The organism is Acetobacterium wieringae (assembly GCF_023700225.1).
GTDB classification, from domain to species: domain Bacteria; phylum Bacillota; class Clostridia; order Eubacteriales; family Eubacteriaceae; genus Acetobacterium; species Acetobacterium wieringae.
In genome coordinates, this window is record NZ_CP097897.1 from 1956383 (window position 1) to 1978459 (window position 22077).

19 protein-coding genes are annotated in these 22077 nt (G+C 50.4%); 4 read left to right on the forward strand and 15 right to left on the reverse strand.

The features are described from left to right. Nucleotides 1-3: 3 nt before the first annotated feature. The 15 genes from zupT to rsgA form a co-directional block, all read right to left on the reverse strand. Entirely contained in the window at nucleotides 4-813 is an 810-nt protein-coding gene (gene zupT, locus CHL1_RS09560) for a zinc transporter ZupT (RefSeq protein ID WP_250932573.1), read from the reverse strand. A 201-nt stretch (nucleotides 814-1014) separates the two neighbouring features. Then, nucleotides 1015-1614, reverse strand: a complete 600-nt coding sequence (locus CHL1_RS09565; RefSeq protein ID WP_070369878.1) for a hypothetical protein — start codon at nucleotides 1612-1614, stop codon at nucleotides 1015-1017. A 179-nt stretch (nucleotides 1615-1793) separates the two neighbouring features. Beyond that, nucleotides 1794-2177, reverse strand: a complete 384-nt coding sequence (gene dhaM, locus CHL1_RS09570; RefSeq protein WP_070369877.1) for a dihydroxyacetone kinase phosphoryl donor subunit DhaM — start codon at nucleotides 2175-2177, stop codon at nucleotides 1794-1796. A gap of 2 nt (nucleotides 2178-2179) precedes the next feature. After that, on the reverse strand, nucleotides 2180-2818 hold the full coding sequence (gene dhaL, locus CHL1_RS09575; protein WP_148636551.1) for a dihydroxyacetone kinase subunit DhaL: 639 nt from the start codon (nucleotides 2816-2818) through the stop codon (nucleotides 2180-2182). Between the two features lie 203 nt (nucleotides 2819-3021). Beyond that, complete coding sequence (dhaK, locus tag CHL1_RS09580) at nucleotides 3022-4017, reverse strand: dihydroxyacetone kinase subunit DhaK (RefSeq protein ID WP_148636550.1); 996 nt, start codon at nucleotides 4015-4017, stop codon at nucleotides 3022-3024. Between the two features lie 272 nt (nucleotides 4018-4289). Then, nucleotides 4290-5084, reverse strand: coding sequence for a tryptophan synthase subunit alpha (trpA, locus tag CHL1_RS09585; RefSeq protein WP_250932574.1), 795 nt, complete (start codon nucleotides 5082-5084; stop codon nucleotides 4290-4292). Further along, a complete protein-coding gene (trpB, locus tag CHL1_RS09590; RefSeq protein WP_250932576.1) occupies nucleotides 5077-6261 on the reverse strand; it encodes a tryptophan synthase subunit beta in 1185 nt (394 codons plus the stop codon). The genes trpA and trpB overlap by 8 nt, the downstream gene beginning before the upstream one ends. A 197-nt stretch (nucleotides 6262-6458) precedes the next feature. Then, a complete protein-coding gene (locus CHL1_RS09595; RefSeq protein ID WP_250932578.1) occupies nucleotides 6459-7067 on the reverse strand; it encodes a phosphoribosylanthranilate isomerase in 609 nt (202 codons plus the stop codon). A gap of 361 nt (nucleotides 7068-7428) precedes the next feature. Next, entirely contained in the window at nucleotides 7429-8211 is a 783-nt protein-coding gene (gene trpC, locus CHL1_RS09600; RefSeq protein WP_250932580.1) for an indole-3-glycerol phosphate synthase TrpC, read from the reverse strand. After that, the gene (gene trpD, locus CHL1_RS09605) at nucleotides 8208-9236 is read right to left on the reverse strand and encodes an anthranilate phosphoribosyltransferase (protein ID WP_250932581.1); all 1029 of its coding nucleotides are present in this window, start codon (nucleotides 9234-9236) and stop codon (nucleotides 8208-8210) included. The genes trpC and trpD overlap by 4 nt, the downstream gene beginning before the upstream one ends. Next, complete coding sequence (locus CHL1_RS09610) at nucleotides 9233-9811, reverse strand: anthranilate synthase component II (RefSeq protein ID WP_070369869.1); 579 nt, start codon at nucleotides 9809-9811, stop codon at nucleotides 9233-9235. The genes trpD and CHL1_RS09610 overlap by 4 nt, the downstream gene beginning before the upstream one ends. Continuing rightward, the gene (trpE, locus tag CHL1_RS09615) at nucleotides 9811-11274 is read right to left on the reverse strand and encodes an anthranilate synthase component I (protein WP_250932583.1); all 1464 of its coding nucleotides are present in this window, start codon (nucleotides 11272-11274) and stop codon (nucleotides 9811-9813) included. The genes CHL1_RS09610 and trpE overlap by 1 nt, the downstream gene beginning before the upstream one ends. A 443-nt stretch (nucleotides 11275-11717) precedes the next feature. Continuing rightward, nucleotides 11718-14765 carry a hypothetical protein gene (locus CHL1_RS09620; protein WP_250932585.1) on the reverse strand — a complete coding sequence of 1016 codons (3048 nt, stop codon included), beginning with the start codon at nucleotides 14763-14765 and terminating at the stop codon, nucleotides 11718-11720. 254 nt (nucleotides 14766-15019) lie between these two features. After that, on the reverse strand, nucleotides 15020-15499 hold the full coding sequence (locus CHL1_RS09625) for a GNAT family N-acetyltransferase (RefSeq protein WP_250932587.1): 480 nt from the start codon (nucleotides 15497-15499) through the stop codon (nucleotides 15020-15022). A 149-nt stretch (nucleotides 15500-15648) separates the two neighbouring features. After that, nucleotides 15649-16725, reverse strand: a complete 1077-nt coding sequence (gene rsgA, locus CHL1_RS09630) for a ribosome small subunit-dependent GTPase A (RefSeq protein ID WP_250932589.1) — start codon at nucleotides 16723-16725, stop codon at nucleotides 15649-15651. A 750-nt stretch (nucleotides 16726-17475) separates the two neighbouring features. On the opposite strand from rsgA, the gene CHL1_RS09635 reads away from it, so the two are divergent. The 4 genes from CHL1_RS09635 (at nucleotide 17476) to CHL1_RS09650 (ending at nucleotide 22013) form a co-directional block, all read left to right on the forward strand. Next, nucleotides 17476-18036 carry a PadR family transcriptional regulator gene (locus CHL1_RS09635; RefSeq protein ID WP_070369909.1) on the forward strand — a complete coding sequence of 187 codons (561 nt, stop codon included), beginning with the start codon at nucleotides 17476-17478 and terminating at the stop codon, nucleotides 18034-18036. Nucleotides 18037-18399: 363 nt separating this feature from the next. Further along, nucleotides 18400-18939 (forward strand): hypothetical protein, encoded by a 540-nt coding sequence (locus tag CHL1_RS09640; RefSeq protein ID WP_228883649.1) that lies wholly within the window; start codon nucleotides 18400-18402, stop codon nucleotides 18937-18939. Nucleotides 18940-19114: 175 nt separating this feature from the next. After that, nucleotides 19115-21088, forward strand: a complete 1974-nt coding sequence (locus CHL1_RS09645) for a cache domain-containing protein (protein ID WP_250932591.1) — start codon at nucleotides 19115-19117, stop codon at nucleotides 21086-21088. Then, complete coding sequence (locus tag CHL1_RS09650; RefSeq protein ID WP_250932592.1) at nucleotides 21039-22013, forward strand: methyl-accepting chemotaxis protein; 975 nt, start codon at nucleotides 21039-21041, stop codon at nucleotides 22011-22013. Before CHL1_RS09645 ends, CHL1_RS09650 begins: the two co-directional genes overlap by 50 nt. The last annotated feature ends 64 nt before the right edge of the window (nucleotides 22014-22077 follow it).

The following is a 22077-nucleotide window of genomic DNA, read 5'->3' on the forward strand; positions in this document are numbered from 1 at the left end:
TTTTTACATCAGCACAATCAGACTCAGGGCCATGATCATCATCCCGGCAATCAGGCCGTAGATGGAGAGGTGGTGTTCGCCGTATTCCCGGGCGGTGGGCAGCAGCTCGTCCAGCGAGATAAAGACCATGATCCCGGCGATCCCGGCAAAGAGAATTCCAAAGACGGTATCATTCAAAAAAGGGCAGCAAAATAAAATAGGCGGCAATCGCCCCGACTGGCTCGGCCATGCCCGAAAACAGCGACCAGCCGAGGGCCTTTTTGCGGGATCCGGTGGCACAAAAACCGGAATCGCCACTGACATCCCCTCGGGAATATTGTGAATCGCCACCGCAATGGCAATGGCCAAACCCAGGGAAGGCTGCTGGATGGTTGAGACAAAGGTGGCCATCCCTTCGGGAAAATTATGGATGGCGATGATTACTGCCGTAAAAATCCCGGTCCGCAATAGTTTCTGGCTGCCATCCACCGGACAGGATGCCGTTTCTTCCAGCATGTGGGTTTCGTGGGGATTTTCATAGGACGGCACCAGCTTATCGATAATGGCAATCAGCAGCATGCCCCCGAAAAAAGCGATGACGTTGACCCAGACCCCGGCCTCCGCACCCAGATTGGCAATCAGTAGCCGCCGGGACTCAAAAAACAGCTCCACAAAGGAGACATAAATCATCACCCCGGCCGAAAACCCCAGAGCGATGGATAAAAGTTTGGTATTGGTTTTTTCAAAAAGCAGCACAATCAGCCCGCCGATGCCGGTGGATAAACCAGCCAACACCGTCAGCAGAATGGCTACCCCTAAATTGGAAAAATTCATGGTTCACATCCTTATGGTATCTAACAAAAATAGCGCAACAAAAATAATATACCACGAATGGTCGAAAAATGAAACAGTAAAAAGTCATCACACTTCGGAAACAGGCATAAAAAAAAGAAGCGTTCACCGGATGATAGAGATCCGGCCCGGTGCTTCTTTTCAGGTTTATGCTTGTCTATCTAAGCATCAAAAATGCAAGCATTAAAAAATACTGTTAGTGCCCTTACGGCGGAGCTGACCGGCAGCCAGGTTCTGCAGCTGCTGAGTTTGCTGCTGTGGTGATGGCGGGGTCGGCAGTACAGATGCCGTCAGGTCGGCCGCCTGGGATGACGCTGCAACCGCTTTCTCCTGGCGATTCTTGATTTCGGCATTATAGGTGGCCATGGTAATCTTACCAGCTAAAACCAGACCCTTCAGCTCCGAATTGGTGTAGCTGCCCAACTGATTGCTGGCAACGGCCTCGTCCTCGGTCTGCTCGGCTTTGGCAGCCTGGCGGCGGGCGTCTTTCTCCTCGCGGGTGTCGTCGTCATCGCCGGGGATGCGCTTGAGCTTCTGATCAATGGTGGAAGTCTCCTGGTCGGTATCACTGTTTATGTTGCTGTTCTCGCTTTTCATCCGGTAACCGACATATTCACGGCTCAGCTCCATGCTGTCAAACTTGTAGTAGGAATTAGCCTCGTTGGCGGCCTGCTGGGGGTTGACACTGTCAGCGGTGGGCTTAACGGTTACTGTTTCAACTTTCTTGGCTAGCGAACTGGCAGCAGCCTGTGGCGCAGCGGCGTTAATAATTATTGGATCCATCCTGATTCCCCTTTCCCGGCAATTTTCTCAGACCCCCTGATTCGGCACCTGAAAATGATCGCATGATTTTTTTGTATTATACCACAGATCCCCGCACATTTCATCAATTTTTCGTAAAATCACCGGCAATTCTTCAAAAAAACACCCCGGCAAGCCGAGGTGTTTTGAACGATGATCGGTTAAAATTTTTTATACGCTTTGGCCCCGGCCAGCACCTCGACGACTTCTTCAAAGGAGGAGCCGATGGATGCTTCCACTGAACCAAAGATGGTGCCTTCGACAATCGGAGCATCGATGATCTTGACCTGGCTGCTGTCACTAAGCATTTCCATGGCCATTTCCGAACTCATCACAGCACTGCCCAGATCCACCAGAATCACCACGCCATCGCCTTCTTCAACGGTCTCGATGGCGGCTAGAATTTTGGAGACATCGGTGCCGATGCTGCCATCTTCCATCCCGCCAGCGGCGGCAATTCGGGCTTCCGGCGCCATTTGCCGGGCCAGTTCCACGGCCCCTTCAGCTACCTTCTGACTATGCGAAACAACTACGATTCCAACCACTTTTAGTTACCTGCCTTTTGCGCCACTTCGTTGATGGCCTGAAAGGCATAGGCCATCGAGGTTGCCCCGGGATCCTGATGGCCGATGCTGCGTTCGCCCAGATAAGAGGCCCGGCCTTTGGTGGCAATGATTGTTTTGGTATACTCGACCCCGTTCCAGGCAGCGGTTTCACCAGCCACCAGAGCCTCAGCCATGGTTTGGCCATCCGCCAGACTGGCTTTAATGGCGTTGATGGCGGGAATCATGCTGTCGAGAATGGTTTTTTCACCTTCGACTGCTTTACCCCGAAACTGGATACCGCCCACTGCTTCATCCAGAGCCAGCAGAATATCCTCGTTGGATAATTCTTCTTTACCTTTAACAGCCGCTCCGGCTTTCATAAATGCGGTACCATAAAGTGGACCGGAAGCCCCGCCAACGGTGGATACCAGGGTCATCCCCACTGCTTTTAAAATATCGTCGATATTTTTCTCTTCAACTGTTGGTAATTTTTCGATGACCGCCTTAAAGCCTCGGCTCATGTTAATACCATGATCTCCATCACCAATGGCCTGGTCATAATCGGTCAATTCTTGTCGATGTTCAGCCATCTTATCCGCATAAATCCGGATAAAATCCAGCACTTCTGCCTTTGTTGCCATGTATTTTCCTCGTTTCTATGTTCTTCTCATTTAGTTCTCTAAAAGCCTTTATGTTAACAACCAAACTAAGTACCGACAATTGTTACATCATGTTGTACGCATCGGAGCGGACACGGCGTAGCCTGTCCGATTCCGCAGCGTACAACAGATTAACAATTGGTCGGTACGCCAGCGAAGTGCTAACCAATTAGTATTGCGAAATTTTAGTACATTTTAAAGCCGATGGTATCAGCCTTGGCCAGTAACAGGTCTTTAAGTTCAGCATCCAGTTTTAACAGTGTGATGGAAGCCCCAGCCATATCGATGGAAGTCATGTAATCACCAACGAAGGTTTTAAAGACTTTAATGCCTTTGTCAGCCAGAATCTGCTGAACCCGACGGTTTAAGATATACAGTTCCATTGGTGGGGTTGCGCCAGCACCATTGATCATCACGGCCACTTCGTCACCAGCGGCGGGAGCCATATCTTTTAAGATCCGTTCCATCAGGTAATCAACGATTTCGTCAGCGGTCTGAATCGGTTTACGTTCGGTTCCCGGTTCGCCGTGAATCCCGATACCCAGTTCCATTTCTTCTTCGGTCAGCTCAAAGCCCGGTTTTCCAGCAGCTGGTACGGTACACGGTTTTAACGCAACGCCCATGGTGCGGACATTAGCAATAACCTTTTGGGCCACGGCTTTAACGTCATCCAGGCTGGCACCGGTTTCAGCTTTGGCACCGGCAATTTTATGAACAAACACGGTACCGGCCACGCCCCGACGGCCAGTGGTGTATAGACTATCTTCAACGGCAACATCATCATTGGTAACCACGTTGGCAACCTTGATGCCTTCAGCTTCGGCCAGTTCAGCGGCCATTTCGAAGTTCATAATATCCCCGGTGTAATTCTTGATAACTAATAATACCCCTTCACCGGCATCAACCGCTTTGATCGCTTCAAATACCTGATCAGGTGTGGGAGAAGTGAATACCGAACCGGCTACAGCGCCGTCAAGCATCCCCGTGCCGACAAATCCGCCGTGAGATGGTTCGTGGCCGCTGCCACCACCGCTGACTAAAGCGACCTTGCCGACTTTTTTGTCAGCCCGAACCAGCACGTCAAAACCTTCCAGACGGGCTACATATTCAGGGTGGGCCAGAACGATACCTTCCAGCATTTCATTTTCCACATTTTCGACATCGTTAATAAATTTTTTCATAAGACTTCCTCCTATAAACATTATTAGTACTCTAAACCATACTATAACACGTTTCTACCCATTTGGCAGGTAAAAAAAACGATATCAACTGATTTATTTTGGCCAATGTTGAGTGATTCCTGAAAAATAGCACGTTAAATCTGCAAAAATTCGATCCGTCAAGATGGTTGGGGAAAATAATATCCAATTTGTGTTAATCTTTTGTAAATTTTAAGCGCTTTCGTCAAACCAAACCACGATTAAAGCGCTCCGATAAAACACTGAACCACGCCCTAAACCAGCGCCGCCTTCATCGTACGAACGTAGTCACTCAGGACTGGGGTGGCGGCGGGGCCGTGCTCGGCGATGATGCGGACAATGGCGCTGCCGACAATGACGCCATCGGCAAGCTTAGAAATCGTCATCGCCTGTTCCGGGGTGGCGATCCCAAAGCCTACTGCCACCGGCGTCTCGGTCACCGCCCGGATATCGCTGATGATGGCGGCCAGATCGGTTTTGATCTCGCTGCGGACCCCGGTAACCCCCAGCGATGAGACCAGATAGATAAAGCCGGTTGCTTCACTGGCCAGCATCTGAATGCGATCCTGGGAGGTCGGGGCAATCAGGGTAATCAGATCCAGGCCATGGCTACCGGCAAGCTCCAGGATCTCACCCTTTTCCTCAAAGGGCAGATCGGGAATGATCACCCCATTGATCCCCACTTCCTCGCAGGTGGCAAAAAAGCGTTCCCCACCATATACAAAAATCGGGTTCATATAGGTTAAAAAGACCAGCGGGATGGCGGTTTTCGCCCGGATCCGTTTAACCATGGCAAAAATCTTATCAGTGGTGGTACCGACCCGCAGAGCCCGTTCATTGGCGGCTTCAATCACCGGCCCTTCGGCGATGGGATCCGAAAAAGGAATCCCGATTTCAATTAGATCGGCCCCGGCATCCGCCATGGCCAGAATAAATTCTTCGGTTTTATCGAGACTGGGATCGCCCGCAGTCAGAAAAGCGATAAAGGCTTTCTGATCGGCAAAGATCCGGGATATTTTATTGGTTTTTAAATTATTTAGCTTACTCATAGATATTTTCCCCCTTGTAACGGGCAATCGCTGCCACATCCTTGTCGCCCCGACCAGACACATTGACGATGATGATCTGGTCTTTACTCATCGTCGGCGCCAGCACCATGGCATAAGCAATGGCATGGGCCGATTCAATGGCCGGAATTATTCCCTCGGTCCGGGACAGGTAGAAAAAGGCCGCAACAGCCTCATCATCGGTGATCGGCACATACTCGGCCCGTTTGCTGTCGTGAAGATGGGCATGTTCCGGGCCAATGCCGGGATAGTCCAAACCGGCGGAGATGGAATACACCGGGGCAATCTGGCCGTATTCATCCTGACAGAAATAGGACTTCATGCCGTGGAAGATCCCCAGGCTACCCCGGGCGATAGTGGCTGCGTGTTCCTCTGTTTCCACCCCTTTACCGGCGGCTTCACAGCCGATTAATCGGACGGATTCATCGGGAATAAAATTGTAGAAAGCCCCCATGGCATTGCTGCCACCGCCGACACAGGCGATAACGGCATCTGGCAGTTTACCTTCTTTTTTAAGAATCTGCTCCCGGGCTTCTTTGCTGATGACACTTTGAAAATCCCGAACCATTTCCGGGAAGGGATGGGGTCCCATTACCGAACCGAGAACATAGTGGGTGTCGTCCACCCGGGTAGTCCATTCCCGGAAGGTTTCGTTGACGGCGTCCTTTAAGGTCATGGTGCCGGAGGTAACGACATGTACCGTGGCCCCCAGCAGTCGCATCCGGAAAACGTTGAGGGCCTGACGGTCGGTGTCTTCCTTACCCATAAAGATCTCGCATTCAAAACCCATCAGTGCCGCAGCGGTGGCGGTGGCGACCCCATGCTGACCAGCCCCGGTTTCGGCAATCAGCCGGGTTTTTCCCATTTTCTTGGCCAGCAGGGCCTGCCCCAGGACGTTGTTGATCTTATGCGACCCGGTATGGTTTAAATCTTCCCGCTTGAGATAGATCTTGGCACCGCCCAGATCGGCAGTCATTTTTTTGGCAAAATACAGCCGCGAAGGGCGACCGGCGTATTCGTTTAACAGCTCGGTTAACTCATCCTGAAAGGCCGGATCATTTTTATAGTGTTCATAGGCTTTTTCCACTTCAATTATGGCATTCATCAGGGTTTCGGGGGTGTACTGACCCCCGTGGATCCCATATTTTCCTTTACTCATTTTCTTTCTCCTTTTTGTATCATGTCTCCGTGCATTATAAACAGCGCCGTCAATCACGTTTTGTAGGGGCGATTCGCATTCGCCCGAACGCTGTTGATTTTTAGATTAACGTTTGGCATTAAATCAACGTTCCGGGCGGTCAATGACCGCTCCTACGGAATAATGCTCTGGGTTAGGGCTTTTATTTGGATCATTTATTAACGGTTAATCGTCCTGATCATTTCCACAATCTCAATAATCTTGTCCCGGTCTTTGACCCCATCGGTTTCGACGCCGCTACTGATATCGATACAATAGGGGCCCACCTGGTTGATGGCGGCGACGATGTTGTTGCTGTTGAGGCCCCCGGCCAGAAAAAAGTCGCCGCTGACACCGGCCAGCAGATCCCAGTTGAAGACGGCTCCGGAACCGCCGTATTGCTTGGGGTCGTAGGTGTCAAAGAGGCGGTAGTCGGCGGTAGTTTCCTTAATGTCGGCCGGGCTCTTGATCCGGAAGGCCCGGATCACCGGCAAACCGGTTTGGGCCTGCAGCAGCCGGACGGTGGCCTCGTCCTCATCGCCATGGAGCTGGATCAGGTCAATGATGCCGGCCCCGGCCAGGGCGCTGATCTCGGCCACCGGATGGTTGACAAAAACCCCCACCGCGGCAATGCCGGGGTCCAGGGCCTGCTTTAAGGCCCGGGCCGTTTCGAAATTGACCTGGCGCTTACTTTTGGCAAAGACAAAGCCAATATAATCCGGCCGGGCGGCGTTCACCGCGGCAATGTCTGCCAGGCGGGATAAGCCGCAGATTTTTATTTTTGTCATGGTAACCTCCTCGTTCTTTATTACATCCGCAGCTGTTTTTATAATAAATGTTTAGCATAAATTTCACGTGCCGGGCGGGTACGATCCACCTCTACAATCTAATGCATCATATCTGTGCATTTATTAAACAACGCTGCCGATCATTGGTTCGTAGGGGCGAATCGCATTCGCCCGAGAGTTATTGATTATTAAGATCAACCTTTATTATAAAATCCACGCTTGCGGGCGGACACTGTCCGCCCCTACAACCTAAGACATCACGTTGGTGGATACTATTTAAACAGCACCGTTTATCATCAATTCGTAGAGGCGATCCGTGATGACCAAGGGGTCAGACCCTCGCCCGCACCACAGCCAGCCGCTACCCCCGCAGCTGATCCAGCGCCGCCTGCTTATCCCCACTTCGCATCAAGGTTTCGCCAATCAGCACCGCATTGGTTCCATTTTCCCGCAGTTTAACCATGTCTTCCGGGGTTTGTATCCCACTTTCCGACACAAACAAAATTTCCGGGGGCACCAGCTGGCGGAGTCGGATGCTGTTGTTTAAATCCACCGCAAAAGTCTTCAGGTTGCGGTTATTGACCCCCATCACCCGGGCCCCGGCAGCCAGGGCCTGGGCTACTTCGGCTTCGTCATGGGCTTCCACCAGGGCTGACAAACCCAATTCATCGGCCAGGGCAAGGTATTCCCGGATCTGTTCGGTGGTCAGAATCGCGCAGATCAGTAAAATCGCATCAGCACCGATCTGGCGGGCTTCAACAATCTGAATCGGGTCGATGATAAAATCCTTGCGCAGCACCGGGATGCTTACCTGAGCCTTGATTGCCGTCAGATAATCATTAGACCCCTGAAAAAAGTCCGGCTCGGTGAGCACCGAAATGGCATCGGCGCCGGCGGCCTGATAGTCCCGGGCGATCTCGACATATGGGAAATCAACCGCAATCACCCCCTTCGATGGCGAGGCTTTTTTCACTTCGCAGATAAAAGCCATCGTCCCGGCATCCCGGCGTCTGGCCAGGGCTTTTTCAAAGGCAAACGGCGTTTCCGACCGTTTGACCTGACTTTTCAGGTTTTCCAGTGATGTCGTTTCTTTAAGCGCCGCCACCCGTTTGGCGGTAGCCGCCACAATCTGATCCAAGATCATGCCAGCACCTCAATGGCCAGCGCATTGCTGCGCTTGACAAAGGCCTCCAGCTTGGCCTTGGCCTTGCCGGAGTCAATCAGATCCTGTGCCATCTTGACGCAATCCCGGAGGGTGATATTGTTGTGAGACATATACAGACAGAAGGCCGAGTTGAGCACCACCACATCCCGTTTGGGCCCTTTTTCGCCGTTTAGGATGCTCAGGGCAATGGCGGCATTTTCTTCTTTCTCGCCGCCAATCAAATCGGATAATTCACAGCGCTTCAGACCCAATTGTTCCGGGGTGATAAAGAAGCTGTTGATCTTACCATCAGCAATTTCGCAGATGGTGGTGGTGTTAGTCAGGGTAATCTCATCCAGACCGTCGTGGCCGTGAACCACCATCCCCCGCTTGACCTTAAGCCTGTTGAGCACATTGGCCAGGGGCTCCACCAGATTTTCGTCATAGACCCCCAGCAGCTGCATATTGGCCCCGGCGGGATTAGCCAGCGGGCCGAGAATATTAAAGATGGTCCGGATGCCCAGTTCCTTGCGCACCGGTCCGGCGTATTTCATCGAGGCGTGATAGGTGGGGGCAAACATAAAGCAGATCCCCAGTTCGTCCAGCAGCACGGCGCTTTTTTCGGCCGACAGTTCAATGTTCACCCCCAGGGCTTCCAGCAGATCGGCCGAGCCGCATTTGCTGGAGACACTGCGGTTACCGTGTTTGGCCACCGGCACCCCACCAGCGGCAATCACCAGGGCGGACACTGTGGAAATATTAAAGGTGGACACCTCGTCGCCGCCGGTACCGACAATGTCCAGCACATCAGTTTTGGGGAAAATCTTGGTGCACTTGTCCCGCATGACCATGGCGCAGGCGGTAATCTCATCGATGGTTTCCCCCTTCATCCGCATGGCCGTCAGAAACGAGGCGATCTGGGCGTTGGTAGCCTGCCCGTTCATAATCTGATCCATAACCTCCCGGGTCCGCTCCAGAGACAGGTCTTTGCCGTTGACAATATCGTAAATGGCTGACTTAATCATATTTCGCCTCCAATCTTTAAAAAATTCTCAATCATCTGGTGACCGGCCTCGGTAAGAATCGATTCGGGATGGAACTGCACCCCGTAAACATTATAACTGCGGTGTTTCACCGCCATGACCTCGCCCTCGTCATCCTCGGCGATAATCAGCAGCTCATCCGGCAGGGTACTCCGCTCAGCACTGAGGGAGTGATAGCGACCGGCGGCAATAATCGGCGGTAGCCCCCGAAAAATCGGGCTGCCGTTGGCGATGTGAACGGTGCTCTGTTTCCCATGCATCAGGGTGCTGGCATAGGTAACGGTACCACCGAAGACCTCGCAGATGGCCTGATGCCCCAGGCAGACCCCCAGAATCGGGGTTTTGTCCTTGAAATACTCGATGACCTCTTCACAGATCCCGGCATCAGCGGGTCGTCCCGGCCCCGGTGAGACGATGATGTGATCCGGCGCCAGGGCGGCGATTTCAGCCAGACTCAGTTCATCATTTTTAATCACCCGGATATCGGGATTGATCATCCCCACATATTGATACAGGTTATAGGAAAAGCTGTCGTAATTGTCAATCAGTAAAATCATTATTCCACCTCCTGAGCCCGTTCCAGGGCTTCAAACATCGCCCGGGCTTTGTTTTGTGATTCGTTATACTCTTTTTCGGGGATGCTGTCAGCGACGATGCCGGCCCCGGCGGAGACATAAACCCTGTCGTTCTTTTTAACCGCCATCCGAATGGCAATGCACATGTCCATGTTGCCGGAAAAGTCGATATAACCAACGGCTCCACCATAAACACCCCGCTTCTGACCTTCTAACGCATCGATAATTTCAATCGCCCGTTTTTTCGGCGCTCCGGACAGGGTTCCCGCCGGAAGCACGGCCCCCAGGGCATCCAGCTGATCCAGGCCCGCTTTCAGGGTGCCGGTAACGGTTGAGGAAATGTGGGAGACGTGGGAATAGCGAACCACCTCCTGATAGGTTTCCACCTGAACCGAGCCAAATTCACTGACCTTGCCTAGATCGTTGCGGCCCAGATCGACCAGCATGTTGTGTTCACTGAGTTCTTTTTCATCTTTAAGAAGCTCGGCAATCAAAGCTTCATCTTCCGCCGGGGTGGCGCCCCGGGGACAGGTACCAGCAATCGGAAAGGTCGACAACTGGCCGTTTTTAAGCGATACCAGGGTTTCCGGTGACGCCCCGGCTACCTGCATCCCTTCAAAGTCGATATAAAACATGTAGGGCGAGGGATTGATGGTCCGCAGTACCCGATAGGCCGACAAGAGATCGCCGGAAAAATCAGCTTCCAGGCGGTTGGAAATCACCGCCTGAAAAATATCCCCCTGATAAATGTGCTCTCTTGTTTTTTTAACCATCTCGCAATAATAGTCTTTCGTGAAAAGTGAGCGGTACTCCGAAGTTACCTGCCCCCGGAAGGGCACGGTGCTGCTGCCGTTTTTAATCAGCGCCTCAATTTCCTTGAGCTTAATCACCCCGTCGATATAGTTTTTCTCAAAGTTGTCGGTTTTAATATTGACGATGACCACAATTTTCTGGCGTAGATGATCATAGGCGATGACCTTGTCAAAGAGCATCAGATTGAGGTCATCAAAGTTTTCGGTATTTTCATTGGTCAGCACCAGATTGGCTTCGGTGTATTTGACAAAGTCATAGGCAATATAACCGACAAAGCCGCCGGTAAAGACCGGCAGAAAATCTAGTTTGGGGCTTTTCCAATCCGCCAGAATTTCCCGGAGCACCGTTCGGGGATCATCGGCCAGGGTATCCTTTGTCTTGCCATTTTTGACAACTACTTCCCCATCCAGACAGGTCACCGCCAGGGTCGGGTCAAAACCGAGAAATGAATACCGCCCCCATTTTTCGCCGCCCTCGACACTTTCCAGCAAATAACACATTTTGCCCGTAGCTTTTAAAATTTTAAGCACCTCAATCGGTGTCTTGATATCTGAAAATAGCTCCAGACTGATCGGGATGCTCTGATAATCCCCGCAATACCCTCTGGCCTCTTCCATCGATGGTTTAATCATAATCGTATCCTTTCGTTCATTGGTTTTGTCTCTGCTATTTTATGCGCTTTTTAAGTAATAAAAAAACGCCCGCCCCTGATTAATAAAAATTAATCAAGGACGAGCGCAAAAATTCTGCCCGCGGTACCACCTTCATTTACAGAGAAAAATCCCTGTACACTCTGCAGGATACTAACATATCCCTCGCAACTGACGTATGCGTCACGTCGCAGAATACTCGGAAAATTTTATTTCCTTTGACTGCGCCCTCAGTGGTCCATTTGATGCTCTGCGTTGTGCGAGGCTCTCAGCCTTCCCCGCTCTCTGTAACTGCACGATACACCGTTATCTCCACGTCAACGGTTTATTGATGTATTAAATTAAATAAAGCATAATCGATCTAGCCGCTTTTGTCAAATGTTTTTTGGCAACGTATCTTTTTTTGAGGCATTTCTCAGAATCAATTAATAATTTTCGCTACGACTCAGGCTACCATCCGAATACCAGTAGGTCCAGGTTCCGGTTTTTTGATTGTTGCTATAGTTGCCTTCAGCCTTTTTGACCCCATTGTCATGCCACTGCGTCCAAACCCCGGTCTTTTGATCATTGCTGTAGGTGCCGCTTTCCTGAAGTGTTCCATTTTCATACCAGTAGGCATAACTGCCATTTTTCAAGTCATTGAGATAGACGGTTTCTTCACGCTTATAGCCATTTTCATACCAGTAGGTATGGGTGCCAATCCGAGCTTCATTGTCGAAGTTGCCTTCATATAAGCGGTTACCATTTTCCCACCAGGTTTTGGTCAAACCATGCTGCATCCCATACTGATACTCGATACGCTCGCCGATGGTGCCATTTTCATACCAGGCGGTGGCGATGCCATGAATCTTGTTTTCATAATAAGCCCAGGCATATTTTGGCTTGGTCATTTCCGGATCATAGTAGAGGAGATAGAGTCCATGTTTCCGACCGGCGGAATCATAATGGTAGTATCCATAATTACCCAGACTGCTATCCAGATCTTCCTTGATCAGGTTGGCATAGTCCGGTTGCCAGCCACAATCGTAATCGTCAGGTGCAGTGGCACCTTTTTGCAGCTTGCTTAGTGCTTCTTTGAGCTTGATAACTTCCGCATCAATAGCGGTCTGACTGTCAGCTGATGTCAGCTTCAGATTACAGCCAGCCAGATAAACCTGATACATTTCCCAGCTGTTTCGGGTATAGGTCTGGCTGTCATTATTTGTCGGCAACGAAGCCACCAGGGCATCATAGGCACTGGTATCAGAACCAAAAATGATTTCGGCATCAATGATTGCCGTGCGAGTTTCGTTCATCCCCGCTGCAGTTGGCTGCCATTTAGTCGCCGTTATCAGACTCAGGGTTTGTATTCCTTCACTAGGCAGATCGCCCAGCACATATGGCGTATCCGAGTCGATAGTAGCGAGCAACTCGGCATCGCCGTTGTCTTTCTTTTTAAACAGGTAAACCGTCACGTCGGCACTATTGCCGTTGGTTATTTTTAAACTGGCCTTTTCACTGGGGGCAAATCCTTTGGTGTTATACCGCAGAAAAATCATATGCGTCTGAGCCGAAAGCGCATAAACTTCCGAGCTGAACCGATATTTCATCTGGGTGTAGGGATCATCGACCTTATAACTTTTCCCCGAGTCAATCACCGCATTGGTATGGATTGACCAGGTGGTATCTGGCATCGCTTTGGTCAAGTCCCCGGAAAACAGTTTTTTGACAAAATCCGGCCAGTTATTATACCAGTTGATATCATTAAATCCCGCACTGAGTGCCTTAAACAACTCATCATCGGTTTTAACCGCTTGCCAGAGCTTACCCATCGCCTGGGTGCCGTTCTTCTCACTCATGTATTTGAGATAAAGGGCGGTGGCGTAGGCGTGGGCATCCTGATTATGACAGGCGGTTTTACTGACCCGCAGTAAGCCATATTTACCGAACCAGCCGACATTTTCCGGATCCAATACACTGGGCCAAAAATTAGGATAGTTTTTCATCATTTCAAATTCCATCCATACCGCTGAGGCTTCCTGCAACAGGCTCTGATTGCGGCCATCAGTTGGGAGATACAATTGCTCGTAGTAGTGGAAAAGCTCATGGGCGACTGTTGCCCGAATTTGCCGGGCCGCATCAGCGTCTTTAAATTTACCGGAGTTAATGCTGATCCAGGCATTGGACAACTGACTGGCCCGGGTGTAACCGGATACCTCCAGATAACCCCAGGCTGTGGCACTGCGACCGCCAAGATAACGTTCGATCAGACAATTAAAATCAAATATATCTACCGGCAACGGATTCCGCCCCCCAGTATAAGGCAGATTTACCCCGGTTTCGCTTTTAATGAAAGCGGCCGTCTCGGTTAGGGCCGTTTTTATTTCCGCAATTAACTGCGGATTGGCTTTGGCCACCGATACCGGAACGGTCAGATTAAAGCCGCCAACCGTTTCAGTCCGGACATCCGGCATGACGTAAAAGAGCAGTACATAATTGGGTATCGCCGTCTCAATGGTGCCTTCATCACCCAAAGTCGTGACAATATCGGTATTCATAACCGGTAACAAAATTTTAGCCTGGCCGTTGACGACCTCCGCTTTAATCAACTGGCGGTTGGTTCCCCCGCTATCCGATGACGGCTGAAAACTGCTGTTGTGATAAACTGCCACATAGGTATCGCCCGTGTTTGCCGGTAGCGTATTTAGCGGCAGGGTCACTTCAAAATTGCCCTGCCAGACATCGGGAACCCCATTGAGCTGATAAAAAGATTCCCCGCCACTCCCTTCGGAAAGTCGACTGAAATGGAAACTGCTGGTTTGGCTTAAGGCCCCGGACGGAACCGTCACCGCTGCGCCGTCAGAAAGACTGACCACACCGCCAGTTGACGAAACTTCCGCCGTCCCGGTTAAATCGGTCACCACCGATACCGCATCCTTTACCAGCCGGATCTGAATTCCTTCGAGCCGTAGTCCCTGTCCCTGAGTTCCGGCGATTTCGCCATTTTTAGCCCATTTGCTTTCCCAACCGAGATTCTGGACATGGGTTCGGTATTCCACCGAATAGCCTGGCAGATCAATCAATTGGATTTGAATTCCCTCCAACCGTAGACCCTGACCCTGGGTACCGGCCGTCGAACCGTTGATTGCCCAGAAATTCTCCCAGCCAACATTCTGGACGTGGGTTCGATATTCAATGGCGGCGCCGTCCGGGACATCGCCGGTCAGTTCAATTTCAATCCCTTCCAGCCGGTATCCATACCCCTCGGTACCGGCACTTTCACCGTTTTTTGCCCATTGTGTTTCCCAGCCAATATTCTGGACATGGGTATGGTAACTTATCCCGATGGCTTCACTTGTTTCGATAGCGGCAGTCGTTGAACTAGCTTGCGTCGTTGGCAAATTTGATTCGGCCATAACGGGACTGACACCAAGGCTTACCAAGCCCACTAGGATGGCCAGGATGCTGATAACAGATGCTGTTCTCTTTTTCATTTTTTCCTCTCTTTCATTCTTTTCTTTCCCACTTATATTGATTACTTAACTTATTTTGTAAACCTTACCATCTGTCGGGAATTCTGTCAATTACATATACTTCAGCAATTGCTAAACTTTTTTCCAGAATTATTCTTTTAGTTGTGGTTTCAAATCAAAAGAAGCGCTTTGATGATCCTCAATGCGTATCATCAAAGCGCTTTTTATTATTTCTCTGGCGAGTGTTTCGCGGCCATTTTGCCTAACCGGATCAGTTACTCGTGTTGATTAATTGTCATCTTCATCGGTACAAAGCGGATGCCGTTATTTTCCTGTTCCCCGGCGATATCCACAAAGCCAAAGCGGTGGTAAACGGCCACCGCATAGGGGGACGAATTAACGGTCAGGACAAAGGGGTCTCCCGGGTGCTGGCTTTTTAGTTCGGCCAGTACCGTGTCAAAGAGCGCCCGGGCAATGCCCCGGTGGTGATAGTCCTTGTCGACAAACATCAGTGAGATATGAAGTTCATCCCGGGTACCAATCACCCCGACGATCCGGCCCTCCTCATAAAAACCCCAGAGAATCTTATGACCGCTTTCGAGATCCTCGGTCATTTCTTCCAGCTTGAAGTCCAGATAATTGGTAAAGGTCTGGCGACCTTCTTCGCTGTAACCCTCGGCAATGAATTCGTGAAAAACTTGATTGGCCAGATTCACTGCGACTTCTAAATCAGTATTGTCAATTTTTTTAATCATCTAACCCTCTCTCCTGGATGTCAATTCGAATTCACCCGCTTAGTTCTAATTATTTGTTATTGGTCGGAAAAGTCGGCAAGGCATCGACTCCGGAAAAAGCGTGCCGGATCTTCATATCTTTGCCACCATGCCGCTAATCACTCCACTCTTTAGCGTTTGTTTTTATTCTTGGCATGACGCATCAGCTGTTTCATTTCGCCTTTACTGCCAAACATTTTTTTGATCTTTTCAGCCTCCAGCTGCCGGGAATTAAGCCCCTCATAACCTAATTCCTTTTGCAGCTTGCGATAGTTTTCCAGCCGCTTTTCAGACAGGTGGCCGGATTCTACAGCCGCTTTTACCGCACACCCCGGCTCACCGAGGTGGCTGCAATCCCCAAAGCGGCATTGCGCAGCCAAGCCTTCAATATCCTCAAAGGACCGGGACAAGTCCGCACTGTCCAGATGGAGTTCCCGCATCCCCGGGGTATCAATAACCACCCCGCCGCCTGGAAGTCGCAGCAGCTGCCGATGGGTGGTGGTGTGCCGACCCTTGTCATCACTTCTCAGGCCCTTGGTCGCCAGAACCTCGGCCCCGATCAGATGGTTGATAATGGTTGATTTGCCAACCCCGGACGAACCCAGAAAGACAATCGTTTTGCACGGGGCCAGATAAGCGGCAATCTGTTCGTAACCACGGTTATCGACACTGGAGCAAACCACCACATCGGTGCCCACCCGAACCGCCGAAATCTCCCTGAGCCGGGCTGCTAAATCATCGCAGAGGTCGGCCTTGGTCAGAACAATCACCGGTCGGGCCATGCTGTTCCAGGCAATTGACAAATAACGCTCCAGCCGCCGCAGATTAAAATCATTGTTGAGTGACATGCAAATAAAGACCAGATCAAAATTAGCCGCCACAATCTGGCTGCCACCACTGGTACCGGCGGCTTTTCGCTCAAACAGCGACTTGCGACTTAACACCTGATGGATCACCGCATGACCAGAATCTGCCTCGGTGCGATCAATCATCACCCAGTCGCCAACCACCGGAAAGCTGGTATTATCCCCGGCATCAAAGGCAAACTTCCCCGATACCTCAGCCAGCAGTTCGCCCTCCTCAGCCATTACCTTATACAGGTCGCGATGCTGTTCCGTCACCCGGGCCACAAACAAATTGCTATATAAACTGGCTTCCTGCAAAAACCGCTGATCCAATCCGTAATTTTCCAAATCGATCTTATTCATTTTTTCCTCCAAATTTTATTGATCTAGATAATTGCGAGAAATTTTCAAACGCCGAACAATGATTGCTTTGGGTTCAGTTTCCACAAACAATTTTGTAACGTGTAGGCGAACAGGCGATAGCCTGTACGTCGTACAGTGTAAAAATTGTTTCGTGCGAAACTGGACCTAAAGCTCACGGCACTTTCTCAATTACCTATATAAATTTCATCCTATTGGAGGGCTAAAGGCCTAGTATCGTGCTTTGCCCTCCGGCGTCACGACACTATCCATTTGATTGATTTTTTTCATAAATTCTCCTTTTTTAAGCGATTCAGGTGTATTCGAAACATCGAACGATGATTGCTTGGTGTTTAGTTTCCACAACAATAAGAAATCGCTATGCGAATTTCTCAGACTGTCAAAAAAGCTAACCCAGTACCGACAATTGTTAGATCATGTTGTACCCAAAGGGCAGACCCTGTGCCTCAAGGCGAACAGTTGCGCTGAAACGCCTATAATTAGCCGTATCTTTAATAGCAACTGTACGAATTGTGCGCATACAACAGATTAACAATTGGTCGGTACGGTAGCACTGCATTTCTCGATTAACACCCGGTGCTATTATTGTAAATGATTCTTTTTAATCAAGTCAAGGTAAATAAATTGCTTTCGCGGGGATAATCTGAAAACTCCCCAAGAAAATAAATGCATTCCAGTCTAAAATCGGATAAAATAGAAGTCAATAACTATTTGACGAAAGGCTTAAACACAATGAGAACACTAAAATATGCCATCCTCGGCTTAATCAACCGGGAAACCATGACCGGCTACGATTTAATGAAGGTCTTTAATATGGAGCTGGTCAATTTCTGGTATGCCAGACATAGCCAAATCTACCCGGAACTCAAAAAACTCACCGACGAAGGTCTAATCACCTACGAAATTTTACCCGAAGATGAAAAGCTCCGCAAAAAAATCTATTCGATCACCGAGAAAGGCCGCCAGGAATTTCATAACTGGGTTTTACAGCAGGATTTGCTGGAGCCCACCCCCAAGGATATTTTTCGGCTGAAAGCTTATTTTATCGAATCCCTGTCCCACGACGAAATTCTGGCCCACTTTCACTACCAGCTGACCCAGCGACAGGAAAAGCTCCACAAGCTTAAGCACAACATGACGGTGCTGCTTGACACCAAAGACATTTCCAAAATCCAGAGCCCGGAATACGGTGACTACATTGTCTTAAAGTCAGCCATCAAGCGGGAAAAATCCTACATCGAATGGCTTTGCGAATGCATCGAAGAAGTGTCCACCAACACCCGCATCTATTGATTTTGACTGCCGTAAGCTTTGCTACAATTTTGCAGCTAAAAAAGGAACTTGGTTTAATAATCAGACCTAGTACCGACAATTGTTATATCATGTTGTACGCATCAAGGCGAACAGGTCATCGACCTGTCCGAGCTTGCGTGAAGGCAACGAGCCAATCACAAACTTGCTTGTAGTTGGCGACTGCCCGCGACCAATGCGAAAGGAGCTAGCGGATTTCGCATTGGTGTGGCGAACAACAGATTAACAATTGGTCGGTATGGTAGCGAAGTGCCAACCTCAAGTTTTATCCAAAATTGTTTTTAGAACCACCGGCATTGTTCACTATTTTCAACTATATAAATTTTTACATCCAAGGAGGCCTTTATGAGCCCAATTATCTGCCCGAAATGCGGCGGCGCCAACACCAGCCCGGCGACCCGGCCCTTGCTTTATTGCGTAGACTGCCAGTCTGAATTTGGCGGCGATCACCGTGACCTTATGGCAACCACCCGTCAGATTGTTCTTACCACCAATCAAAAGGGTACTGCCAGCCAGAATCTGACCTTTACCCGAACCCCGACCGGGGCCACCATTGAAGGACCCTTTCTCTGTTACTACCCGGATCTGCCGGAGATTTACATCGACCCCCAACAGTGGCAGCAGTTGCTGGCCGATTTTTTTAAGCTGTACGTTCTTGACTGGCGGTCCGACTATCAAAATGACGTCAAAAACAGTGACACTGCCTTCAGCTGGGAGCTAAAAATCAGCTTCGATCACCAGCAACCCTTTTGCTCCCGGGGCCAGGATCTCTACCCGCCCTACTGGGAAGCCCTGATGACGCTCTTTACCAAGCTCGGCCTGCCCAACATCGGAAAAGCCCTGGGCCAGAATTTTTTACAGCTCCAGACCCAAACTGTTTCGTAACCCAAAATTTAACCGGGATTTTATGGCACTCTCGTTTAGAATACGCTAAAATGTGGTATAGAATAACAATACAAAAAAATTCAAAGGCGGAAATCACAATGAAGATTTTTAACAAGCATTCCATCGGTAATAAAATCACCTCGATGGTGATTATTTTTGTCGCCCTGGCCTTCTGGTGATCGGTATCACCGTCACCGTTTTAAGCATCACCACCGAAAACCAGCAAATCAAAGAACAGATGAATCTGCAACTCACTCAGACCATCACCGAGGTGGAACAGGCCCTGGACAAACACAGCAAGGTGGTCGAAAGCCTCGGCACCACCATTGGGGTCAACGGCACCCAGATGACCCCAGCTGAATACAGCGCCCTGCAAACCCAATTTGTGGCCCTGAATCCCGATACCTACGGGGTCGGAGTCTGGTATGACTATAACGGCTATCAGCCGGGAATGAAGTATTTCGGTCCCTATGCTTATCGGGATGGCGAGAATATCAGCTTTGCCGAAGCCCTGTACAGTACCGACGACTACGATTATCCTAACCAGGAATGGTATCTGGCCGGGAAAAACGACAACAAGGCGGTGGCCTGGTCACCACCCTATCAGGATGAAACCCTGGGGATTTCTCTGGTTACGGCCACTCAGGGCTTTTATGACAGCAACCAGCAGTTTAAAGGCGTGGTCACCGGCGACATCGATCTTTCCAGCCTCCAGCAAATGATCAGTGAGATCAAGGTCGGCGAGACCGGTCGGGCCTTTCTGGTTGATCGGGACGGCCTTTATATTGCCGATGCCGATGCCGAAAAGGCCATGAGCGTCAATCTGCGGGAGGATCCCAACACCAGTCTGGCCGCCCTGAGCGAAAACATCCTCAGTGGAGACGCTGGATCCGGAGCGTTCACCGATGCGGCCGGTAAAAACAACATTTATTATGCGCCAATTCCTGCCACTGGCTGGACGCTGGCCATTATGGAACCCCAAAGCGAACTCAACGCCCCGATTATGATGCTGATTTTTCAGCTCATTGGACTGTTTTTTCTGACCCTGATTGTGCTGAGCTTTATCATTATCAAACAGGTCAAAGGGGTGGTCAACCCGATTGTCCTGATTACCGACCTTTTCCAAAAAGCCGAACTGGGTGATTTTGACAGTCAAATCCCCGCCGACATTGTCAACCGTCAGGATGAGTTGGGACAGCTGGGGCTGTCCTTCCAGAAGCTGTCGGAAAATATTCAGGAAAATATCGCCACCCTTGAACAGATTTCCCTAGGTAATCTGAATGTGGCCGTCGATGTCAAGTCTGACAAAGACATCCAATCCAAGAGTCTGATTGAGGTGGTGGACAACCTTAAAAACCTCGAAAACGAAGTCAACATGTTAACCCAATCGGCCACCGATGGTCACTTATCAATTCGGGGCGATGCCGATAAATTCCAGGGCAAGTACCGGGATATTGTAGTCGGCGTCAATAATACCCTGGATGCCGTGGTTGAGCCGCTCAACATGTCGGCTGACTACGTCGATAAGATCAGCCGGGGCCAACTGCCGGAAAAAATCACCGCCACCTATCACGGCGATTTTAATACCATTAAAGAAAACCTGAACGCTTGTATCGATAATATCAAGGCCCTGGTTGCCGATGTCAACATGCTGGCCCAGGCGGCCACCGCCGGGCAACTGGAAATCCAGGCCGATGCCACCACCCATAGTGGCGATTACCGCAAAATTATCGAAGGCTTTAACAACACCCTAAATTCCCTGCTGGCACCGATTAATGAGGCCCGCCAGGTGATGACTAAAATGGCCGCCAATGATTACACCCTGTCGATGACTGGCCATTATCAGGGCAGCATGGCCGAGTTTGCCGCCGAAATCAATCTGGTTCATTCTCGACTGCTTACCGTTCAGGATGCCTTTATTGATATTTCCAATGGCGATACCAGCCAATTGGCCGAGTTTGTGGCCGTCGGCAAACGTTCGGATAACGATAAGCTGATCCCCTCAGTCATTGCCACCCTGACCACCATCGAGAATTTGATTGCCGAGTCCCGCAATCTGGCCGAGGCAGGAATCAGTGGTAATCTGCAGATTCGCAGCGATGCCTACCCGCTTTTCCGGCGGATATCGGGACATTGTTTCAGGCTTTAATCAGACTCTGGACGCCATCGAACAACCCATCAACGAAGCCGCCATCGTGCTGGCTCAAATGGCCGCTGGCAATCTGACCCAGCCGATGGAAGGCGATTACCAGGGCTCCTATGCGATTATCAAGAATTCCTTAAATGATACGATGGCCTCACTTAACGAGATCCTTGGTAACATCAATCATTCTGCCGATGAGGTCGCCTCCGGTTCCCGGCAAGTTTCTGACGGCAGTCAGGCCCTGGCGCAAGGCGCCACCGAGCAGGCCAGTTCCATGGAAGAGCTCAATGCCTCCATTGAAGAGGTGGCCGTCCAAACCCGGGAAAACGCCATTAACGCCAATCAGGCCAACCAGCTGACGCTGGCCGCCCAGCAGAATGCCCAAAACGGCAATCGCCAGATGCAGCAGATGCTGGGTTCGATGGCCGAAATCAATGACGCTTCAGCGAAGATTTCCAATATCATCAAGGTTATCGATGATATCGCCTTCCAGACCAATATCCTGGCCTTAAATGCCGCCGTTGAAGCGGCCCGGGCCGGACAGCAGGGCAAGGGCTTTGCGGTGGTCGCCGAAGAGGTTCGAACCCTGGCCGGTCGCAGCGCCGAAGCCGCCAAGCAAACCACCGAGCTGATTGAAGGCTCCATTAACAAGGTCTCTGAAGGCACCCGGATCGCCAACGATACCGCCGTATCCCTTGATGAAATTGTATCCGGCGTGGCCAAGGTCGCTGCTCTGGTTAGCAAAATTGATGTCGCCTCCAATGAACAAACGGCCTCCATCAGCCAGATCAACGTCGGCATCGACCAGGTGGCCCAGGTGGTTCAACAAAACTCTGCCACCGCCGAAGAAAGCGCCGCCGCCAGCGAAGAGCTCTACAGCCAGGCGGAACTGCTTAAAAACATGGTCAGCAAATTTGAATTGAACAGGTAAACATCCTATCTCCCACCTACCTATAATAAAAAAAGAGCCTCATCCACATTGGAAGAGGCTCTTT